General features: G+C 42.7%; 21 protein-coding genes. 17 read left to right on the top strand and 4 right to left on the bottom strand.

Going from position 1 to position 18,832, the window contains the following annotated elements; genetic code table 11:
- Positions 1-165: 165 nt before the first annotated feature.
- Complete coding sequence (locus tag F3741_08190) at positions 166-1,962, bottom strand: B12-binding domain-containing radical SAM protein (GenBank protein ID MZG30770.1); 1,797 nt, start codon at positions 1,960-1,962, stop codon at positions 166-168.
- Between the two features lie 313 nt (positions 1,963-2,275).
- On the opposite strand from F3741_08190, the gene F3741_08185 reads away from it, so the two are divergent.
- The 17 genes from F3741_08185 (at position 2,276) to F3741_08105 (ending at position 14,150) form a co-directional block, all read left to right on the top strand.
- The gene (locus F3741_08185; protein MZG30769.1) at positions 2,276-2,878 is read left to right on the top strand and encodes a hypothetical protein; all 603 of its coding nucleotides are present in this window, start codon (positions 2,276-2,278) and stop codon (positions 2,876-2,878) included.
- A gap of 152 nt (positions 2,879-3,030) precedes the next feature.
- On the top strand, positions 3,031-4,023 hold the full coding sequence (locus F3741_08180; GenBank protein MZG30768.1) for a hypothetical protein: 993 nt from the start codon (positions 3,031-3,033) through the stop codon (positions 4,021-4,023).
- A gap of 34 nt (positions 4,024-4,057) precedes the next feature.
- On the top strand, positions 4,058-4,708 hold the full coding sequence (locus F3741_08175) for a DUF1566 domain-containing protein (protein MZG30767.1): 651 nt from the start codon (positions 4,058-4,060) through the stop codon (positions 4,706-4,708).
- A 208-nt stretch (positions 4,709-4,916) separates the two neighbouring features.
- Positions 4,917-5,825, top strand: a complete 909-nt coding sequence (locus F3741_08170; GenBank protein MZG30766.1) for a hypothetical protein — start codon at positions 4,917-4,919, stop codon at positions 5,823-5,825.
- Positions 5,825-6,637 (top strand): tetratricopeptide repeat protein, encoded by an 813-nt coding sequence (locus F3741_08165; protein MZG30765.1) that lies wholly within the window; start codon positions 5,825-5,827, stop codon positions 6,635-6,637. Before F3741_08170 ends, F3741_08165 begins: the two co-directional genes overlap by 1 nt.
- Positions 6,638-6,657: 20 nt before the next feature.
- A complete protein-coding gene (locus F3741_08160; GenBank protein ID MZG30764.1) occupies positions 6,658-7,053 on the top strand; it encodes a hypothetical protein in 396 nt (131 codons plus the stop codon).
- A gap of 304 nt (positions 7,054-7,357) precedes the next feature.
- Complete coding sequence (locus F3741_08155) at positions 7,358-7,870, top strand: hypothetical protein (GenBank protein ID MZG30763.1); 513 nt, start codon at positions 7,358-7,360, stop codon at positions 7,868-7,870.
- Between the two features lie 108 nt (positions 7,871-7,978).
- Entirely contained in the window at positions 7,979-8,473 is a 495-nt protein-coding gene (locus F3741_08150; protein MZG30762.1) for a DUF1566 domain-containing protein, read from the top strand.
- A gap of 410 nt (positions 8,474-8,883) precedes the next feature.
- Positions 8,884-9,258, top strand: a complete 375-nt coding sequence (locus tag F3741_08145; protein ID MZG30761.1) for a DUF1566 domain-containing protein — start codon at positions 8,884-8,886, stop codon at positions 9,256-9,258.
- 30 nt (positions 9,259-9,288) lie between these two features.
- Positions 9,289-9,900 carry a DUF1566 domain-containing protein gene (locus F3741_08140; protein MZG30760.1) on the top strand — a complete coding sequence of 204 codons (612 nt, stop codon included), beginning with the start codon at positions 9,289-9,291 and terminating at the stop codon, positions 9,898-9,900.
- A gap of 44 nt (positions 9,901-9,944) precedes the next feature.
- Positions 9,945-10,160, top strand: coding sequence for a hypothetical protein (locus F3741_08135; GenBank protein ID MZG30759.1), 216 nt, complete (start codon positions 9,945-9,947; stop codon positions 10,158-10,160).
- A gap of 26 nt (positions 10,161-10,186) precedes the next feature.
- Positions 10,187-10,684 (top strand): DUF1566 domain-containing protein, encoded by a 498-nt coding sequence (locus F3741_08130; protein MZG30758.1) that lies wholly within the window; start codon positions 10,187-10,189, stop codon positions 10,682-10,684.
- 3 nt (positions 10,685-10,687) lie between these two features.
- Positions 10,688-11,584 (top strand): DUF1566 domain-containing protein, encoded by an 897-nt coding sequence (locus F3741_08125; GenBank protein ID MZG30757.1) that lies wholly within the window; start codon positions 10,688-10,690, stop codon positions 11,582-11,584.
- The gene (locus F3741_08120; GenBank protein ID MZG30756.1) at positions 11,577-12,032 is read left to right on the top strand and encodes a DUF1566 domain-containing protein; all 456 of its coding nucleotides are present in this window, start codon (positions 11,577-11,579) and stop codon (positions 12,030-12,032) included. The genes F3741_08125 and F3741_08120 overlap by 8 nt, the downstream gene beginning before the upstream one ends.
- Before the next feature lie 15 nt (positions 12,033-12,047).
- The gene (locus F3741_08115; GenBank protein MZG30755.1) at positions 12,048-12,551 is read left to right on the top strand and encodes a DUF1566 domain-containing protein; all 504 of its coding nucleotides are present in this window, start codon (positions 12,048-12,050) and stop codon (positions 12,549-12,551) included.
- A gap of 176 nt (positions 12,552-12,727) precedes the next feature.
- A complete protein-coding gene (locus tag F3741_08110; protein MZG30754.1) occupies positions 12,728-13,486 on the top strand; it encodes a hypothetical protein in 759 nt (252 codons plus the stop codon).
- 82 nt (positions 13,487-13,568) lie between these two features.
- Positions 13,569-14,150: a peptidylprolyl isomerase gene (locus F3741_08105; protein MZG30753.1), complete on the top strand. Its 582-nt coding sequence runs from the start codon at positions 13,569-13,571 to the stop codon at positions 14,148-14,150.
- Between the two features lie 59 nt (positions 14,151-14,209).
- Here the strand turns inward: F3741_08105 and F3741_08100 are convergent, their stop codons facing one another.
- The 3 genes from F3741_08100 to F3741_08090 all read right to left on the bottom strand — a co-directional run bounded on the left by F3741_08100 (position 14,210) and on the right by F3741_08090 (position 18,310).
- The gene (locus F3741_08100; protein MZG30752.1) at positions 14,210-15,790 is read right to left on the bottom strand and encodes a phosphoglycerate dehydrogenase; all 1,581 of its coding nucleotides are present in this window, start codon (positions 15,788-15,790) and stop codon (positions 14,210-14,212) included.
- Positions 15,791-15,963: 173 nt separating this feature from the next.
- The gene (serC, locus tag F3741_08095; protein MZG30751.1) at positions 15,964-17,046 is read right to left on the bottom strand and encodes a 3-phosphoserine/phosphohydroxythreonine transaminase; all 1,083 of its coding nucleotides are present in this window, start codon (positions 17,044-17,046) and stop codon (positions 15,964-15,966) included.
- A gap of 283 nt (positions 17,047-17,329) precedes the next feature.
- Positions 17,330-18,310: a hypothetical protein gene (locus F3741_08090; GenBank protein ID MZG30750.1), complete on the bottom strand. Its 981-nt coding sequence runs from the start codon at positions 18,308-18,310 to the stop codon at positions 17,330-17,332.
- Between the last annotated feature and the right edge of the window lie 522 nt (positions 18,311-18,832).

Genomic DNA, 18,832 nt, shown 5'->3' with positions numbered 1-18,832 from the left:
CTCTCTCGGCTTAGAATCAATTTCGATCTGCTTCCCCTGCCAAGGGGCCACTGGGCGTGAGGGCAATGAACGAACTACCCGTTCCCTCACCTGTCAACTGCCACGCGAAAGGCGACAATACTTAACTGGATTGATGATTTACTTGTTTTCATCCACTTTTATGGACTATTGGCTTGTTGTTGTCTTTGCCATATTGAGAATTTCTTCTTTACCGAAGTGATCGAGGTAGAGCAGGAAGTGTTCGCGTGACAGATAGTTCCAGATAGCGCGGGAGGGGAAGGTGTCTTCAATCACGGAATCGAAGTTTTCGTAGACCTCCATCACTTCATCCCGGGACATCCCTGCTTTAATGTCAAAGTCGAACACAATAGCCATGTCGCGGTCCGGATCGTGAATGATGCGGTCGATTTTGAATTTGCCAGGATTGTGGTAGATGGCGGAATCTTTTTCCAAAGCGAAAATGGATTGCCCGACCGAGTGGACGGTGCCGGTGCCGACTTCTGAGTTTTCAACGGTGAACTGGATGGTTTCTTCCGCTTCATCACGTTCCTCAGTGGGAAACCCGAAAAACAAGTAAAGGTGGTTCCAGATACCGGCATCGGAACTGTTTTTCAATACGCTCCGTTCTGTTTCCTGGTCACAACCCTTGTCGATGATGGAAAGTATACGGTCGTTGGCACTTTCCAGTCCAAAAAACAGCATGAGGAATCCGGCCTTATAGACATCTTCAAAAAGCTCCGGCGATTCCTTGTCCCCCGATTCAAACTTGAGCATACCCAGGGAGCGCATTTCCACCCCCTGTTTCAGGATGGCTTTGGACATGCGGTTGAACGCGTTGGGGGAAATGGCTTCGTCAGAAAATGTAAAATATTTGGTCTTATATTTTTTCCCGAGATAACCGATTTCTTCCGCCACCCGTGTTTCGTTTTCTTTGCGGTAATAGGAGTCGTAAATAAAACTATGTGTGCAGAACGTGCATTTGCCCCAATAACAACCCCGACTGGACATATAGGGCAAAACCGGGTAAGGCATTAAATATTTTTCAAGTGGCAACTGGTCGAAAGACGGGCACACCAATTGCTCGTAAGGAAGGGCTTCGACTTTAGGGTTGTGAATGACCTTTTGCTCTTCCATATAAATCAGGTTGGGAACGGTCGACAAGGGCTTTTCTTCTTTGAGATGGTTGACCAGTTCTTCTAGAGGCTTTTCCCCTTCGGAGACGATGGCACTATGAAAAAATTCTTCAAACAATGCCTGCTTGTTATTGAGGAGGTCGGCGTGGCGGTTGAACACGCTTCCACCAATGACGATGTGTAGATGCTTGAACTTTTTACGCAACAGTCGTGCAAGGGTCAGCCCGGGTATGACCTGTCCGATATGGATGATGGATAATCCCGCCAGCCTGTAATCGTTCCAATCGACTTTATCTATCAGGTAATCTTCATACATGCGGATGAAAGGGTTTCGGACTGTGTCAGCCGTGGCAGATAGAATTCCTGCAAGGTTTTCTTCAGGATTCCCCATCATGAAAAATGAGTCCAGATCCAGCCGACTTGGGAAGTGGGCGTAGGAAATGAGCTTCATGGCTATTTTCAGGGTGGTGTATGCCTTTTTGTAAGTTTCAAACTGGAAGAACCGTACTTCATCCCGCAGGACATTTTTTGCATCTTCCACTTCATTCAGAACGGAATCCAGAAACCCTGTGTCTGACAAAATATCCCGGTAAACGGATTTGACTTCCTGTTCCTCGGTTTTATAGGCCGGAGCGGATAACCGTTCCCGGACAATCTCCACACAATGATTCAGGTAGTTTTTTGACAGGAAAATTTCATAACTTTCTATATTAAAGTCAAACTGGTCTGCCTCATGTCCCTTCGACTCCAGGTGCGCCTTCAAGGTAGGAAGAGCAAGATAGGGCTGGCTGGGATACCATTGCGGTGGAAACAGCAGAGCGGTTTTCATGATATAAAAATTCTTTCAGGCTCCAGATGGTTTCATGGAACCGGTTTTATTAATTAAGGTCTTGATACAAAAGAGTATACCACCACTAGCCGTGGGGGCAACGTGCAATGAGTCTGGTTGGCGAGCAAAACGAGCCGTGGGCTTAAAAAGCCATTTCCTGTAGCCTCCCATTCACGAGCTTTTGTCCAATTGCCACCGAAGGTTACACTGTGCTAGCAGTTGACACTTTCCGGGAAAAAGGCTTATACTTACTGACAATTCCCAAAACTCTTTTAAAAGTATTGTTTTACCCTTGTAAGGAAGGAGACTTGCGTTGAGCGAACAGGATACTGAAACTAAGCAAAACCCTGAAGGTGGAGAAGCTGCCGAAGAAAAAGAGGTCGACCATCTTTCTGATTTGAACGAGTTGGAGAAAATAAAACTCGAGCTTCAAAAAGAAAAAGAAAAAGCCACCAAGGAGCTGGCTGAAGGTGAGGATGAAGAAGAGGATTTGCGGGAAGTTGACTATCTGCAAAAGCTGATCACTCTTTCCGTTAAATTTGATCATCATATAGGTATGTTCCTCATGCCAGCATATATTGACTGTGGTTTAAAATATGACCACAGGTTGGCAGAAAGCTATACCGTTCAGATCACTACTATCCAGTCGTTTCTGCGCCTTCTCGAAAAAGTTGATGGTGTAACCCGCGAAGAGGTTACCAAACAATGTATTCTTAATCTCAGGAATATAATTCAACTGGTTTATAAGAATATGGTGAAACCTCTGTATCGCGAAGTTGATCTGATGAAAAAGAAACCTAAATCTGAAAGTCTGGATAACTTCAAGAAAAATTGGAATGAAAGGCTCGATGAACTGCAAAAAACCTGTGACTTCGAATACCAGATTCTGGATGTGAAGGGTTTTCATATTAAATAAGCCTTGTTTCATTTCCAAGTGTTGTGTTGTGGATGGGCACTCGGTTTTTTCTGGAACAATAAGTTTGCTGATGTAGTGTGAAAGAGTCCCTTTCGGGGCTCTTTCTTATTTTGGAGTTTAATTTCTCCCGGTTCAGGGAAGAAAGGTTAGTTTTGGAAGATACGGAAAACAATGAGGAGATTCCGTCTCAGGCGCTGGATGTTGTGGGCGTTGAGGAGACCCTCCCCGAGGAAAAACCGGAGGTTGACCACAGTCAACTCTATGTCTGGGTGGCTGATTCTGGTAATGACAGGATCCAGAAATTCGATGGCAATGGCAATCTTCTGATGCATTTTGGAAAATCTGGCGGCACCCGCCCTCCTTATATTCCAGGGGAATTTAAGACCCCCAGTGGAGTGGCAGTAGACAATGAGGGATATATCTGGGTTGTCGATACGGGTTGTCATCGTTTGCAAAAGTTTGACTCCGATGGCGATTTTTTTCTCGAATTTGGCAGTGAGGGATGGGGGCAGGATAAGTTTTACATGCCTGAGCAAATTGTTGCGGAGCCTACTGGGACTATTCTGGTGGCGGATACTTCCAACCATTGTGTCAAAAGGTACGATAGCGACGGTGATTTTATTCTTAGTTTCGGGTTTGCGGGAAACTTTGATGGATTCATGAAGTTCCCCGTTGGTTTAGCTCTTGATCGGGAGGGGAATATTTATGTGGCCGATCGTGATAATCAGCGCATTCAGATTTTTAATGAAGATGGACAATTCCTGTCTAAATTTGGTGAGTATGGATTCGAAGTGGGCAGATTGAATTTCCCAACAGGAATTGCTGTGCGAAGAGATGGAACCATTATGGTTTCTGAGAAAAGCCAGAACCGAATTCAACTTTTTGACCGGGAAGGACACCCTCTGGATGTTCTTGGTGAAGCAGGAAAGCGAGATGGTCAGTTCAATTGTCCGGTCTCGGTGGTGGAAGATCCATATGGCTATGTATTTGTCGTCGATACTTTGAACCAGAGAATACAGAAATTTGACCCGGACCTGAACTTTGTCTCCAAATGGGGAATTGTTGGAAAGGACCCGGGTCAATTTTATAATCCATCCGGTATTTGCTTGTCATGGGAACCTGATTGGGCACCGCAGGAAGAATAGACATTTCGTAGACCTATTTTCAGGAAACCTTTTAATGATCCCCAAAAGCATGATTCGATTTTTCCACTCATTGTTTAAGTCCCTTCAGCTTGTTTTTCTAGTGTTGGCAGTGTGTGTGCCGATTAGTGTGCATGCTGATTCTGGTAACAACAGTACGGACGAAATATTTGGCGGTCAGATTCTTTCGCTTACAGAAGAAAAGCCCCCACTAACACCTTCTAATGATCCGAGATTTCAGGATAATAAAGACGGCACTGTCACCGACCTGAAAACAAAGCTGATGTGGAAGAAAATAGACTTGTATCAGGAAAAAAAAATATGGTCTAGCTGGGATGAATCTCAGAAACTGATAGAAAGCTTTAATAAAGAAGCGTACGCAAGCTACTCAGACTGGCGATTGCCGACACGCAAGGAGCTTAGAACCCTTTATGAAGAAGAAAAAGAAATTCCCTGGAAATATTATTGGACCGAAAATGTAATTCATATCGATCCTATTTTTGGTTATTCGCATTGTTGTTTTTGGTCGAGTGAAACTTATAAAGATAAGTATGCCTGGGGATTTAATTATATTGGTGGTAAAGACTACCCGAGCATGAGAGGGGGAGGGCAGTATCACCTTTCTTTGTCTACCATCAGGCCAGTGAGAAATATTTTGGATACAGATCCGGGCCTTGCTGCCAGATAAGATTGCTTATAAATAAACTTTTTGCATTTTGTATAAAGTACCGTTTAGCACTTTGATAGACTGGTAGTGATCCGGATTTTTCAGTAGGGCAGAGGTTATGATAAATATTTTTGCCGAAGCCAATTGCAATCGTTATGTGCGGGATGAATGCCAGTATTGCCATGTCTACGAACCGCTCAGGCAGATACCCAAGAGTGATTGGCATTTAATGCCCGAGCAGGCTCAGGCCATGGTGGATAAAATTCTCCAGATAGATGTTTTCCGTGAATTGGCCAGGAGGGAAATTAATCTGACAGGTGGGGAGCCTTCCCAAAATCCACATATTGTTGAAATTTTCAAGATTTTTAAAACCCTAACGCCAAACGTACGTATTCACACAAACCTGGATATCAATTCAACGGAATCGAAACGTTGGCTCAGGTTGGTCGAAATCATGAAATTATCCGGACGAGTGGATTTTACCCTCTATCCAACAGTATGGGAGTCCAGGCAAAAGGCTCTGCTTAAAGAGATTCTGGTGTTGCAAGACGAATTGATCGTCAACATGATCTTTGAAAAAGTGCCGGACCTGTTAAACCAGATTGATATTTTGATCACTTTTTTTGAGGAACTGGAAAAAGATTTTGATTCTGTAATTGGTTTGCTGGGAACCTATCGTTCAAAACTTGAAAAAATAATTCGGGAAAACCCGGAATGTGATGAAGATACCTTCCTGAGGCATATGGAGGGTGCGGAAAATTATATTTGTACGGACAATTTTACTTTTGGTTTGAACATGATTCCCGGATTTTATGTGGATGAAAAAGGTGATAGAGCCATGAACGCCCAGCCTTTTCCCAAAGATATAAACTTTCTGGAATGTACCATTCCCCGAGGTACCATTGAGATTGTTACTGTACAGCAAACCGGTGAAATCACACCTTGTTGTGATGTGGGCAACCTGAAGTGCAAGCCCAAATTTGGTAACTTGTTAAACGACTCGCCGGATGAGATCATGCGGCAGATTGAGGTGTCTCGGGAAAAGATGGTTTCAGGAGCGTTAAAAAATCATCAGAATATAAAAAATGGCAAAGCGGGAGTATGGGTGGAAGAGGGCATTCCCCCTTATTGTGTTTGATTATGAGCGAAGAAGAAAAAGAACAAGAATCTAAAGAAATAGAAGAATCGAAGGAAAGCGCTGAACTGCAGCCTGATGTGGGAGATGCGGGGGAGACTGAAGAACCTGAAGATTCAGAGTTTGACGATGATGAGGAAGAAGAGGTTGAGTTTGACCTCGAAGATCAGGTTGCGACCTTCCGGCAACAGATTGAAGAAGACCCCGATAACTGCGTGCATCATTACAACCTAGGGGAAGCTCTTTCAGAATTGGGGCAAGTTGAGGAAGCGCGAGAATCTTTTGAGCAGGCCCTATTGCTGGATACAAATCAGGAGTTCAGCTCGATCATTCACTTTGGTATCGGTAATCTTTATTATCAACAATTGATGTCGGGGATTCAGTCCACAGTTGTAAAAAGTTCTGTTGGCTTGCATTCGGCTCACAAGAAAATGAATACGATATCATCGGTGAATGATGACGATTATGCCATTCCTTTGCGTGAGTTTGAGGCGGCTGTCCAGGATATCTCGAAGTTGAAAGCCGATGAGGAAATTGTGGAGTACATTAGCAAGAACGCTCCCCAACAAATTGCCACTGTTTATTACAAATGGGCTTCTGATCTGTTTGATAAGGCACGTCAGATAGAAAACTATGGTGACGAAATCAAAGATATCAAGCAGGGGTTGAAATATCTTAAGAAAACCATCGATATAGATCCTAATCACACCCAGGCCAATCTGATGGTCAAATATGGGAAAAAGATGATTCAGGAAGGTTATAGTATTTACGATGAATACGGGTTTGTTGCCAAGGAAATCCCGGGTGCCGGGTAAAATTTTACTGGGAGTGTGTTATGTCAAGGTTGGATGATTTAATCCGGGACCGGTTGAGTAAGGATGGCCAGGTTTTGAGCTTGAAAGCTCAGTTCCTGAGGGAAGTTGGTGCGAAGGAGTTGGCTGAAAAAGAAATCATGGAAAGCGTCCGTGCTTTGGATCTCTCGCAGAACAACATCGGGGATGAAGGGGTCAAGGCTATTGCCGAATCAGAGTTATTCGTTAATGTCCGAACCCTTAACCTTGCCTCAAATAGTATCAGTGATGTTGGGGCCAAATATCTAGCGACATCTAAAACCTTAACTAATCTTAGAAGTTTGCAGTTGGTGGTTAATGATATTTCTGAGGAAGGCGAAAAGATACTCAGAAATTCCACTGATCTTATAAAACTGACGTCTTTGAAATTTAGAGTTTAAAAGTCGAAATACATGATTTCAGGCTCAAATTACTGGGAGTTTTTGGGTTTTTATCCCATTGAAAAATAAGGAGTTTTTTTCCGGATATCTGGGTGGGTATTAAAGGCTTGACTTCCTTGGGGGCATTTGATATTTTCAGCTCACCCTAGCCAGACCGAGAGGTTTAGAGGGGAAAATCTGCCGTTTTGCTTATGTCTTTAAGATAGGCGGATTTAAGGAAATGAGTACGAATCACCGAAGAGGATGATATTAAATAGAGTTTTTTTTAAAGTTGTTTTTATTAAGCTTCGAAAGGGGGAGCAAAATGAGAAAAACCGTAGTAACTTTATTGGCAGTATTTTTTGTATTTTCTGTTTCAGTTGCTAGCGCAAACGTTTCTACCGTTAAAGCTGGTGGCAAATCTGCATGTCTCAATGCGAGCTGGGTTATTGAAAACCTGAGTGAGACCGAATCAACGGTTGTCCATATCAATGTTGGGACTTTAGGCTATTCTTGGAACAAGAATTTTGACCGGACTTTGGAGCCTGGTGGGTTCTTGGCAAATTCTTTGGAGCCAAAAAGCACATTTGACAACAAAGGGCCTGGCGATATCATCGTAAATTGCCAAGCTCACCGTGTTGAAAACGCTAACCGCGTTGAGTGGAAAAAAGATGCTGGTTCTCATAAGACCTATCAGAGTAACTACCATATGGATCATGTTAGGCCTGGAACATACATTGAGCCGGGTATGGGTCAGCCTGAAGGTACCGAGCGTGGTCTCTTCAGCCAGAATGGAAATGGTTCTGGTGGCGGAAACACCGGTGAAGTTAACCGTTAATATTTAGTTTTATAGCCGGGGGGCTTTGCCCCCCGGCTTTTTTTTTGGATTTTATCCAGCAGGAAGAATAAAATAAGACATAATTTGTAAATTTGGAATAGGGTAATTATGAGCGACAACAGGTTTATAGATAATGGGGACGGGACGGTAAGTGATAACCTCACTCAATTGATGTGGAAGAAAAATGACTCGTATCTGGACCTTCTGAGATTCGTCAGTTATACGGCTGCTTTGAAATATCTGAATAAACAAAATGAACAATCTTTTGCCGGTTATCAGGACTGGCGGTTACCTAATAAAAGAGAGGCGCATTCCCTTTTTGATACAGATAAAAACCTGAAAGATAAATACGATATGTTTGTGCATATTGACTCGGCGTTTGCTGAAGGTTGTGGCCATGACACATGGACCAGCAATACTAGAGGTAAGATTACGGCCTATGTTTATTCTTTTAGCAGTGGTGCAGGGGGGCATAAGGAAGTTGATGATGTTCTCAACTCAAGTGTTCGTCTCGTGCGTGGTGAATTTGATAATTCTAAGGTCAATATTGCACATGTTCCTGAAGTCAGGGATAAAATCACACAGGGGGGTGGCTGGAGATAGTCAAACATTGTGTGTGGGATTTGCCTTGGCCAAGGTGCTTACAGGTCGGTTAGTTCCCAGTACCGTTTTATTATTGAACTTCAAGGGGTTTCGGGCAGGAAGCCGCTTGAATTTGGCTTGAAAACCCGGTGGCTGGGTGGTATTTTAAAGATTAAATAAAATTTTTGATTTGTTCATATAGGTGAAAAAGAGGAGCGCTCTTCTCCTTGACTCATTTGTCTGGATCGATTTTTGCCCTTTTTTTTGGCTAGTTGAGTGGGGGATTGCTCAACCTGGGTAGAACGAATGAGCAGGAAGTATAGGGTGTTTTTTATTTTTTGAATAATTTTTGAGGCTTTAGTGTGACGGAATCAAAATGTAAGTGGGTTAAGAAGGATAATGGAACGGTTGAGGACCCTGATAATGATGTAATGTGGGTGTTGAGAGATTCCAGGCAGGAATTAGGGAAATGGCTGAATTGGGATGAAGGGCATGCATATGTAAAAGCCTGTAACGAACAAAATTATTTGGGATATAACGATTGGCGGTTACCTACCAAAAGTGAAGTTCGTTCTTTGTTTAGACACCAAGATGAATACCGCGAAGTGTTTTTAAACCTTCCTAAAAAGCCAGCAAGGCGGGTTTCTAATTACCAAGCGGGAGGTGAAACCTGTGTGTGGACCTCTGAAACACGCTACGACTCTTATGCTTGGAAAAGCTATTTCCCAAATATGAGAGAGGTTTGTGTGGACCAGTCAGTATCGACAACCGGGACATCGGTGCGTATGGTCAGGGATATGGATTGATAAATCTTGATTAGGAATTTGAGGTAAAAAATGTCTGAAAATGATGATCCCACAGAATTTGATGAGTCTGTAGATCCGGAAGCTCTGGAAGATGAAGTCGAGACCGAGTGGGTTGGTGAAGATGAATGGGGAGATGAGGATGAAGAAGATGTTGCCGTTGTGGAGGAAGAACTTCCTAATTTCATCGATAACGGCGATGGAACCATTAGCGATACCCGGTCCAACCTGATGTGGAAACAAGATGATTCGTACAAAGAGTATAGTTATGGAATCAACTGGTTCGAGGCCCACGATTATTGTGAAATGCTGAATGAAAAAAAGTTTGCGGGCTTTGATGATTGGAGATTACCCAGCGGTGAAGAGGCCAAAAGCCTTTTCTCGTTCACTCAAACTAATTATGATAAGGATGATGCTGAAACGCATATTTCAGATTTGTTTGAGCCGGGCGGTGGTCATAATACATGGACCTACGAAGAAAAACCCGATTATCAGCAATATGCGCAAAAATTCAGTTATGTGACGGGTAATGATATGTGGGAGCACAAGGATAATGAATATTCCCATTGCCGAGTAACCCGTGATGTGGTTCAGGATGTTTGGGAACCCGAATGGCGGAAAGGTACAAAAGCTTTCGAACGTTAATCCCGATTCCCGGGAATTCTTATTGGAGTGTTATGGCTCATTATATGATTTTTGGTAAGGATGATTGCCCACATACCCAGAAAGTTTTGGGTGATTTTAAAAAACAACACAGGTCTTTCGCATTCATCAATGTAGATAAAGACCCGCAAGGTTTGAAGAAGTTGTTGGAGTATACCGACGACAAGTATATGGTTCCAGTCATAGTCAATGCCGATGAGGACAGTGTGCAAATCGGATATACTGGCGAAGTGAGTATATGATTAACTAATATTTTTTTAACAGGAAAATGACAGAAGAACTTCCACAAAAAGCTGACCAGTCTCTGGCCAAGAAAGATGATAAACCAAAGCGGTTTGTCGAGAAGGGCCGTGATGTTATTTTTGATAATAAAACACGTCTTTACTGGTTGAAAAAGGATTCATGGCAAGACAAGGGCAAGTTTTTTAACTGGCATGAAGCCGTAGAGTTTGCCGATAAAAAAAACCTCAGAAAAATAGGTGGATTTGATGACTGGAGGTTGCCCAATGTCGATGAAGTCGCATCATTATATGACGAGTCTTGCCAAACTCCTGGCAAGGGTGGGGTGACCCTGCATATAGACCCGGTTTTTCCCGAGGGTGCTTTTAAAACGGCATGGATGGCTGGTGATACTTCTACCCGCAGGCCTCGTTTCGATTACAGTGAAGGCAAGGTTGTCAGTGTTGAGGAATATAGTTTTGGCTCAGTTCGAATTTGTAGAAAAGATAAAGTTATGAAGAGCCAATCCCCTTCACGTAGAAAATAAACCATGGAAGAGATTAAATTAGAATCACAATACCTGGATAACGGAGATGGAACCGTTACAGACCCGAAGCATGACTTGATGTGGATGAAAAAGGACACATGGGTTGACTTGGGCCGTTTGATCACCTGGCATGAAAGCCAGGAGTTAGCGCGCAAGATGAATGAGGAAAAATTTGCTGGATACAGCAACTGGCGAATACCTTCCGCTTCAGAGGCCAAATACCTATTTCATCAATCAGCCAGCAACACAGATGTCGAAGGATGTGAAATTCATATTGACCCTGTTTTTACTTCAGGGTGCGGGTTTTCGACCTGGACCAGCCAAACCCGCGGTGCCAAAGCAGCTATGGCCTATGACTATCGCTCAGATTACGAATTCTGGCTGGCGAAGGAAAATGACGGTTTCCCAAGTGCTGTGCGTCTGGTCAGGGATAATATAACTGAAGAAGAAGATCCAGACTTTGTCCGTATTGAAGTTCATAAGAATGGCACCATTACTGATCACAAAACAGGGCTGATGTGGAAAGCAGCGGACTCATACATGGAACTCGATAAATGGGTAAGCTGGGATGAAGCCAAAACTTACGTTCAGGAGTTAAACAAGACAAGGTTTTGTGGCTATCAGAACTGGCGTATGCCAACAAGAAAAGAGGCCCAGGCAATTTATGATGCTTCAAATCCTGTCACGGATAACTATGGTGATATGGTTTTTTTAGTCAAGGGTTTCCCCGCCGGGTCTGGTTTGACTTGCTGGACCAAAACATTGAATAAGTCTGACAAGGGTCTGGCCATACGTTTTCATTACTATAATGGGGACTATAAGTGGCACCAAATGGGATTACGCAGCCACGGTGTCCGGGCAGTTCGGGATATGGAAAACGAACATAAAAGATATGGGTGAACAAGGCTCAGGAAAAGGTGGCGAGCGATTTATAGAAGGGGATGGCGACACGGTTATTGATGCTGCTAAACGTCTTGTCTGGCTTAAAAAAGATACCTGGCAATTGGCTGGGAAATGGATGAACCAACGCCAGACTAAAGAGTTTGCTGCAAGTCTTAACCTGAAGCGGTTTGCCGGTTTTTCCAACTGGAGAATTCCCACGGCAGAGGAGGGTAAAAGCCTCTTCGATAAAAAACTGAAAAATACAGATAATATGGGACAGGTAATTCATATACCCAGCTTGTTTGAACCCGGGTGTGGTTTTTTGTGCTGGACCAGCGATGTTCGTCATAATATACAAGGTGTGCGCATCAGCTTCCGAAAAGGAGCGATCATGTATGATGATATTTTTCGTGTGTCCAGAGGGACGACAAGACTGGTCCGAAATATCGATAAGCAGGATGACTGAAAATAAAAGTCAAAGTTGGAGAAAAGCGTGGATTTAAAAAAACGATTTGTAGATAACGGCGATGGTACAGTTACCGATTTGCAAACCAAGCTGATATGGAAACAAACGGACTCTTTTCAGGATACCAGCAAATGGGTGAATTGGTATAAGGCATTGGAATACATCAAGGGGCTGAGAAACGAGAAATTTGCTGGATATGATGACTGGAGAATGCCGACTCTGGAAGAGGCAGAAAGCCTTTATGATGAGGATCATGTTATTCGAGATATGGATCGCATGGATATTTACATTAGCGATACATTCTCACCTGGTGGTGGTTTTACGAGCTGGACATCGAACGAACTTCCCCATGCTACGGCTGCGATCTTTTATTATCGTTATGGTCATGGGAACGCTAACCACAAAGAAGATATTACTAAGGATTCAGTGCGGGCTGTTCGAGACATCGAAAAGCGCGAAGATGCGGGTGGAGCTTTTAAACAATATCCAGGGTTTTCAGATTCTCCTCTTCCCCGCTGATAAGCTTTTTATTATGGCTTGATTGTAAGTTTTGCCGGCACCTTATGGTGGGGTGGAAATCCAGCGATCTAAAAAAAATTTTTTGAGAGGGAATTGTCATCGAAGCTTATAGGGAAATTAATAAGCAGGAAAGTGAAAACTCGAAAATGACGTACAGGTTCGAGGAAGAGAACTATATGAACACGTACGTTCTGGAAGACTTTTATCACACGCATCCCTTTTACGATTACAGCTATGTTGTGGTGCGTCTACGTGATCAGGATAACCGGGCCAATGATTTTGCCTTTCAATTAAATTTTAATAAAACCTTCAATCCTCTTCCCGATCACCCGCGATTGACGGATGTTCAAACCCAAATTGCCAGAAGGTTTGCTAAAGAAGCTCCGGATGAGTTGATCCTTCTTTTTAAACAGAGGGTCGTTGAAGCGAAAGCCTATGGGGAGAAAAACCCAAGCACTTATCTGGAGTTTGAGCCGGGAAATTATTACAATTTTTATGAATTGTTCCCGCGGAACAAGGAAATGCTCGATTTCAACTTCAATAAAGTTCAATATTTTGCTGAAGACTCATACGATATTGATCCAAGAAATGATAATCGAAGTTTAAAACTTGCTTTTTATAAGTTGGAGCTGGATAACGCAAACCAGGCACCTATATTTTCCTCAACCTATTATTTGGATGAGCGACTGAGGGAGAAAGAGGATGCAAAGCTTGATCCCTCCAACAGCGATATGTTGATAGCAATCAATCAGTCAATTCCTGACTTTAATGAGAGATTAAAAAAACGCTATAAGGAAGCAAAAAAAATTGGTCAGGAATTATTGAAAAATGCACCTGAAATAAAAGTGCAGGAAGGGAAGATAAAGCCTAATGAGCCTTGTCCCTGTGGATCTGGCAAAAAGTATAAAAAGTGTTGTGCCCTGATGCTGAACTGATTTGTAAAGTTGAAGGTGATAGGTTCAATAAACGGGTTTTCTGGAAAATGGAAACTCATTTTATATAATTTCATGGTATGAAATCATGGCGAAAGAGAGAAAAGTTAAAAAGGTACAGGCCCGTCATATTCTTGTGGGTAAGAAAGAGCTTGCTGAGGAGTTGAAGGAGAAAATTGACCAGGGCGAGGAATTCACAAAGCTGGCCGAGGAGTATAGTGAGTGCCCTTCAAAAAAACGGGGAGGAGATCTTGGGTGGTTCGGTAAAGGAGCCATGGTTCGTCCTTTTGAAGTTGCCGCGTTCACTGCCAATGAAGGCGATGTGGTTGGCCCGGTCAAGACAGAGTTTGGCTGGCACTTGATATATGTCTACGAGATTCAGGAAGATGTTAACCCCGATGCAGGGCCGCCAACGGGCGATGAAGATGCCGATGAAGATACCCTGCGACTGGTAGCAGAAAATTATGCACATGAGTTTATGATGCTGGGATACACCAGTAAAAAGGTTTTGAGTCTTTTTACCAGCCCGCATTTTAAATCAGCGAATACGGTCTATAACATTTTAGGGCCGGATGCGATTAATGAAGTGATCGCAAATGTATTCGGCCAGAAGGTTGAGTCTACGGTATCTAAAGATAATGAGGATGACGAGAAAAAAGAAGAATGAGGGTTTAAAACATAAAAGCGGGGCTCTCGTATTGAGAGCCCCGCTTTTTTTATAACTTCCTAAAGGGTAACGCTGTCAACGCTGAGGATGTGGGAGGTATCGCGTAACTCCCGCAGGGTTTCAGTTGTAGGCGGCGAATCTATATTAATGATGGCAACCGCATTGTTGGTTTCTCCTTGTCGACCCAGATGCATGCCCGCGATATTCAGGTTATTTTTGCCGAGAATATTTCCAAGGTTGCCGATCACTCCCGGGACATCCATATTTTTTAGAACGAGCATATTTTTTGAGAGAACAGCTTCCATACTGTATTCATCAAACTGCACGATTCTGGAATCTCCTTTACCAAAAATACTTCCTGTTACACTTCGCGACCCTTTCTCACTAGTGATTTGTACTTGAACAGTACTAGTATATTCGTGCACTTCGTTACTAATTGACTCATGCACTTCAATTCCTCTTTCTTTTGCAAGAAAAGGTGCGTTGACCATATTGACTCCATCAACAGAGCGGTTGAAAAGACCTTTTAAAATGGCATTTGTGACAGGTTTTACCTGTAGTGTAGAAACTTCACCCATATATTTAACCTCTACAAGTGTAATAGGGCTATCAACTAGTTGAGAAATAAAACTACCTAGATCTTCACCCAAGATGATATTGGGCTTTATTTGGACTAGAGTTTCAGCATCAATTGACGGTACATTAACCGCATTACGTACATTACCATTCTTAAGATAGTCAATGATTTGATCGCACATCGAAGTTGCTACCTTCACTTGTGCTTCTCCAGTAGAAGCGCCTAGGTGAGGGGTACAAATAATTTCGTTAACTTGAAGGAGAGGACTATCAAGATCCAGGGGTTCATTTTGATAAACATCTAAAGCTGCTCCAGCAACCTTTTTATCTTTGATTGATGCAATCAGTGCCGTATCATCGATTAAGGAACCTCGAGCACAGTTTACAATACGAACGCCCGTTTTCATTTTGTCAAACTGCTTTTTCCCTAAAAGCGCTGTGCCATCCGCCTGCCCAGGGGTATGTAAGCTAATAAAGTCTGATTGAGCAAGCAAAACCTCCATTTCTACCAATTCTACACCAAGTAACTCAGCTCTTTCCCGGGTAATAAATGGATCATACCCCAAAATTTTCATTTGGAAAGCGCGCGCTCTTTCGGCGACATGAGAACCTATTCGACCTAATCCTATAATACCAAGTGTTTTTTCAAAGAGCTCTACTCCCATGAATTCTTTTGGGGCCCACTTTCTATTTTTTAATGCAAAACTTGCTTGTGGAATATTTCGGGACAGGGACATCAGTAACGCCATAGTATGCTCAGCAGTAGTTATCATATTGCCTTCTGGCGCATTCATTACAATAATTCCTTTTTTCCCAGCTGCCACTAAATCAATATTATCCACACCCACCCCAGCTCGTCCAATCACCTTAAGGTTGTCAGCCGCTTCAATAATTTCTGCAACCACTTTAGTGGCACTTCGGACAATTAGCCCCTCATAAGCGGGAATGATTTTTATCAATTCCTCCTTTGGAAGACCAGTTTTTACATCTACTTCAATTCCAGACTCTTTTTTTAGTATTTCAACCCCCGTTGCCGAGAGATTATCAGATACAAGAACTTTCATTCGCTAGCTCCAAGTAATGATGGACGTTGATAACCGGCGGTTTCCTCTAAGGCGTAGGGAAGATTGCCAACCCTTATTCCTGAATATCATTTAGCACTACCCGCACTTTTTCTAACAACACCGTAATGAATCAGACAGATAACATAAAACAGCCATAGATCAAAATATAACTCTTAGGCCTTACGCTTTTCAAAATCCTTCATATAATCAATCAGGGCATCAACACCAGCTTCAGGCATGGCGTTATAGATACTCGCTCGCATTCCTCCGACTGAACGATGACCTTTCAGGGTGGTTAACCCGGCATCCTCCGCACCTGCTAAAAATTCTTTGTCCAAGTCAGCATTGGCCAAAACAAATGGTATATTCATCCAGGACCGCGAACCTTTTTCCACGGGATTACTATAGAAGTTTGAATTATCAATTGTGGCATACAATTTATTGGCCTTGTTTTCGTTCAATTTTTTCATAGCGGAAAGACCCCCTTGTTTTTTCACCCACTTGAAGACCAGGCCCGCCAAGTAGAGAGTATATGTCGGAGGAGTATTTAACATTGAATCCGCTTCAGCTTGTTGCGCGTAATCGAAAACACTCGGGGTCGTAGATAACGAATTCCCAATAAGATCATCGCGAACAATTACTAACGTGACGCCCGCCGGTCCAATATTTTTTTGCGCGCCCGCATAAATCAGCCCAAAACGATTCACATCTATTGGACGGGATAAAATCGTCGAAGAAAAATCACCAACCAGAGGCACATCCCCGGTATCGGGAATCCAATGAAATTCCACACCACCTATTGTTTCGTTTGGAGTGTAGTGCACATAAGCCGCATCTGAACTCAAGGACCACTTCTCAAAGGGAGGAATGGTGGTGAATTTATCAGCTTCAGACGAAGCCGCAACATTCACATCGCAATATTTTTTTGCCTCAGCAATGGCTTTCTTTCCCCATGCGCCAGTCCAAATATAATCAGCTTTAGTTTTCCCACGAAGCAGATTCATGGGAATGGTTGCAAACTGAGCCGTCGCACCCCCTTGTAAGAACAATACCTTATAATTGTCAGGTACATCCAACAGTTCACGGACATCCTTTTCCGCTTCCGCGTGAACAGATACAAACTCCTTACCTCTGTGACTCATCTCCATGATCGAAGCCCCAGAACCATGCCAATCCGGCAATTCTTCTTGGGCCTGCTTCAACACGGCTTCTGGTAACATCGCTGGGCCAGCACTAAAATTATATTTTCTGGGCATAACTACATATCTCCTGCTTTGGTCATGAGAGACAAAAACTCCCTATGGCCTATTTAACGTACAAAATTAAAATAAATATTCCCTTAAGTCTCAAAGAGACATAGAGCCTTTTAAATCCAATAAAGGGGAATTTGAAGGTTGGGATATTTTTATAAATTTCCGGGTTTTTGAAGAAATAAACCCGTGATTACCCCGATCGAAGTTCGACCATGAACCTTACTTTATAAAGGAATTTAGTCTTAAAATCCAGTTTTTCTGGTTAGGAATTGATTGCGGGCGGGGGTCAGGTTTTATCCGGATCGGATGGAGAATCTTTATCTTCAAGCTCAAGCCCCAGATCTTCTATTTCGATTTCAGGAGTTTCTTCCTTGCTTATGGTGAGAGGACCCTCTGAGTCATCAATCTCCAGTTTTATTTCAAATTCTTCGGATTCAGCCGGTGGTGTTGTCGTTTCCGGGGGCTTTGGCTCCTCACTCATATCCAATGATACATCATCATTTCCAAGGTCCAGAACCGGGGCTTCCGGTTCATCTTCTTCATTCAAATTTATATCAGGAGTGATTGTAAGACCTTCCTCGGCAGACTCTGGTTCAACAACAACGGTTTCGTCACTATCACCTATTTCATTTACTTTCAATACTGTATCATCTTCTGGTGGATTAATTTCGATCTGTTCTTCAGAAGTAGAATCATTTAATCCATCAATTTTTAGATCTATATTTTCTTGGTCCTGTTCTGCCATTTCTGGTGTTTCGCTGATTTCGATTTCTGGCTCCAGGCTGTCTTCGGCAGTTTTAGAATCGGTATCTGACGTTGCTGAAATAGAAGCTTCCTCTTCTATTTCTATAGGCTCTAGTCCTAACCCTAGTCCCTCTACTTCCATTTCCTCTAAATTGATACTGGCATCCGTGCCAAAATCCATGGAACTGAAATCTGTGGTCTTTTGATCAGAACTGTCTGATTTTAAATTGGTTTCAGACTTCTCTTTTTCAGCATCGGACAAGTTTAAAAGAAACTCTCCTTTTTCGAGCTCAGGACTTTTTTCTTTTGGGGGTTCAGCAACAGCAATACTATCCTCTGCCTGAGGAATGGCTTCACTGGATGATTCTTGTTTCGCTGGAGCCTGAGATTGGGAAAAAATCGAAAATGATTCATTGCGGAAAAGGGACTCAGATGAGAGTGAGGCCCCCTTAAAACTGAAGCCACAGCTACCACATTCCTTTTCCTGTTTGAAAGAAATGTAATTACAGTTTGGGCATTGCATAGTAGAAAAATATATTAAATATCCTCTAACGTCAAGAAAAATAAATGATTATAGATTTTCAGAGAGTTATCTCCCGTTTTTTGGAGTATTACTTTTTGTGATATTTGAAAGGAACCGGTCAACTATTTATCGTGGCAGTTATTGAGCTAAATTCTGCCCTGCAAGGTGTGAAATCGCATAACTATTTGTTTGTTTGGATATTAATAGACCTCTTTTTGAGGGGTTGTTCTAGGTGGTTGACGCTTGCAGGGATTTTAGTTAGAATCACGTTATCCATTAATATTCAATCAACAAAACCTTTGGTTTGCTCGTGACCGAAAGAGGTTTCCCAGCACAGGATTTTTTGTGAAGTTTAAAAAAATCAGCCATTTATTATGCCTCGTTCAGTTCAAGCTTGGTGGTTTGACCTTTCCAATTTTTGAACCTGTGCTCCGTTTCTTTGAAAATAAGAATCCGGAGGTTCGCAGGCACTTCAATCAGGCTCTTGCCAGTTTGAGCGAGAAAAAGCAGGCTATCGCTTTA

It is taken from the genome of Nitrospinota bacterium (genome assembly GCA_009873635.1).
Lineage (GTDB): Bacteria > Nitrospinota > Nitrospinia > Nitrospinales > VA-1 > LS-NOB.
The sequence above is the reverse complement of the archived record's forward strand: the minus strand, read 5'-3'. Positions and strand labels throughout refer to the sequence as shown.

Excerpts from the sequence above, each read along its gene's own strand:
- F3741_08190 (MZG30770.1), bottom strand. The coding sequence starts at position 1,962 with ATGAAAACCGCTCTGCTGTTTCCACCGCAATGGTATCCCAGCCAGCCC.
- F3741_08175 (MZG30767.1), top strand. The coding sequence starts at position 4,058 with ATGATCCCCAAAAGCATGATTCGATTTTTCCACTCATTGTTTAAGTCC.
- F3741_08170 (MZG30766.1), top strand. The coding sequence starts at position 4,917 with ATGCCCGAGCAGGCTCAGGCCATGGTGGATAAAATTCTCCAGATAGAT.
- F3741_08160 (MZG30764.1), top strand. The coding sequence starts at position 6,658 with ATGTCAAGGTTGGATGATTTAATCCGGGACCGGTTGAGTAAGGATGGC.
- F3741_08155 (MZG30763.1), top strand. The coding sequence starts at position 7,358 with ATGAGAAAAACCGTAGTAACTTTATTGGCAGTATTTTTTGTATTTTCT.
- F3741_08150 (MZG30762.1), top strand. The coding sequence starts at position 7,979 with ATGAGCGACAACAGGTTTATAGATAATGGGGACGGGACGGTAAGTGAT.
- F3741_08145 (MZG30761.1), top strand. The coding sequence starts at position 8,884 with ATGTGGGTGTTGAGAGATTCCAGGCAGGAATTAGGGAAATGGCTGAAT.
- F3741_08140 (MZG30760.1), top strand. The coding sequence starts at position 9,289 with ATGTCTGAAAATGATGATCCCACAGAATTTGATGAGTCTGTAGATCCG.
- F3741_08135 (MZG30759.1), top strand. The coding sequence starts at position 9,945 with ATGATTTTTGGTAAGGATGATTGCCCACATACCCAGAAAGTTTTGGGT.
- F3741_08130 (MZG30758.1), top strand. The coding sequence starts at position 10,187 with ATGACAGAAGAACTTCCACAAAAAGCTGACCAGTCTCTGGCCAAGAAA.
- F3741_08125 (MZG30757.1), top strand. The coding sequence starts at position 10,688 with ATGGAAGAGATTAAATTAGAATCACAATACCTGGATAACGGAGATGGA.
- F3741_08120 (MZG30756.1), top strand. The coding sequence starts at position 11,577 with ATGGGTGAACAAGGCTCAGGAAAAGGTGGCGAGCGATTTATAGAAGGG.
- F3741_08110 (MZG30754.1), top strand. The coding sequence starts at position 12,728 with ATGAACACGTACGTTCTGGAAGACTTTTATCACACGCATCCCTTTTAC.
- F3741_08100 (MZG30752.1), bottom strand. The coding sequence starts at position 15,790 with ATGAAAGTTCTTGTATCTGATAATCTCTCGGCAACGGGGGTTGAAATA.
- serC (MZG30751.1), bottom strand. The coding sequence starts at position 17,046 with ATGCCCAGAAAATATAATTTTAGTGCTGGCCCAGCGATGTTACCAGAA.
- F3741_08090 (MZG30750.1), bottom strand. The coding sequence starts at position 18,310 with ATGCAATGCCCAAACTGTAATTACATTTCTTTCAAACAGGAAAAGGAA.